Source organism: Pseudoxanthomonas gei (assembly GCF_010119615.1).
In the GTDB taxonomy this organism is placed as follows: domain Bacteria; phylum Pseudomonadota; class Gammaproteobacteria; order Xanthomonadales; family Xanthomonadaceae; genus Pseudoxanthomonas_A; species Pseudoxanthomonas_A gei.
This window is the reverse complement of record NZ_QOVG01000030.1, coordinates 1-585: the sequence shown is the minus strand read 5'-3', so window position 1 is coordinate 585 and position 585 is coordinate 1. Positions and strand designations below refer to the sequence as shown.

Sequence of the window (585 nt, the reverse complement as noted above, 5' to 3'; positions counted from 1 at the left end):
CGTCATCAAGTAGGCGTCATCTCGAGCAGCCTTCTTACGTTTGCGTTTCAAACTCATCTTTGTCGGATCGCGATTAATCAACCCTAAAGCTAATTTACGCACGGTAGTCAAATTGCGCGGAGCGTGGTCTTTTCGAACTTGGCAACCATCCTCGTCAAAAGTCACATCCAGATGCCAGTGTTGCTCATTCTCAATACTCCAGTGCCGACGAATGTAGTAGCCCAGCTGAGCGGCTGAACAGTCAGCTAACGAACTGATATAGTAGTGCTTACTGTGTTGCTCTTTGTCATTAATCCAACGACTTGACTCCACACAAATTACACTCTTTAAGCCAACCCAGCCTTCAACGGCATCAAGTAGGCCCAATTTTTGGCAGACTAGCACGGTCCGCTTTTCTGCCCGACCATGCCCTAAGTCGCGGCTTGTATGGGTTAGCAAGCCAGGCCTTGTTCGCTCGAACCAATCCACCACTTGTTCATATAAGCGATCCTGATTGGCTTTCAAACCAATAAGATAGTCGGCCTTCTTCTCAATAATCAGTTCAGCAATCGTTTTCTGGCAGCCAATGGCATCAATACTCACAAC

1 protein-coding gene is annotated in these 585 nt (G+C 47.4%); it reads right to left on the bottom strand.

The genetic code is table 11. From position 1 onward, the window contains the following. Positions 1-585, bottom strand: a 585-nt coding sequence (locus DT603_RS15825) for an ISAs1 family transposase (protein ID WP_162350953.1), incomplete at both ends; no start/stop codon positions are given.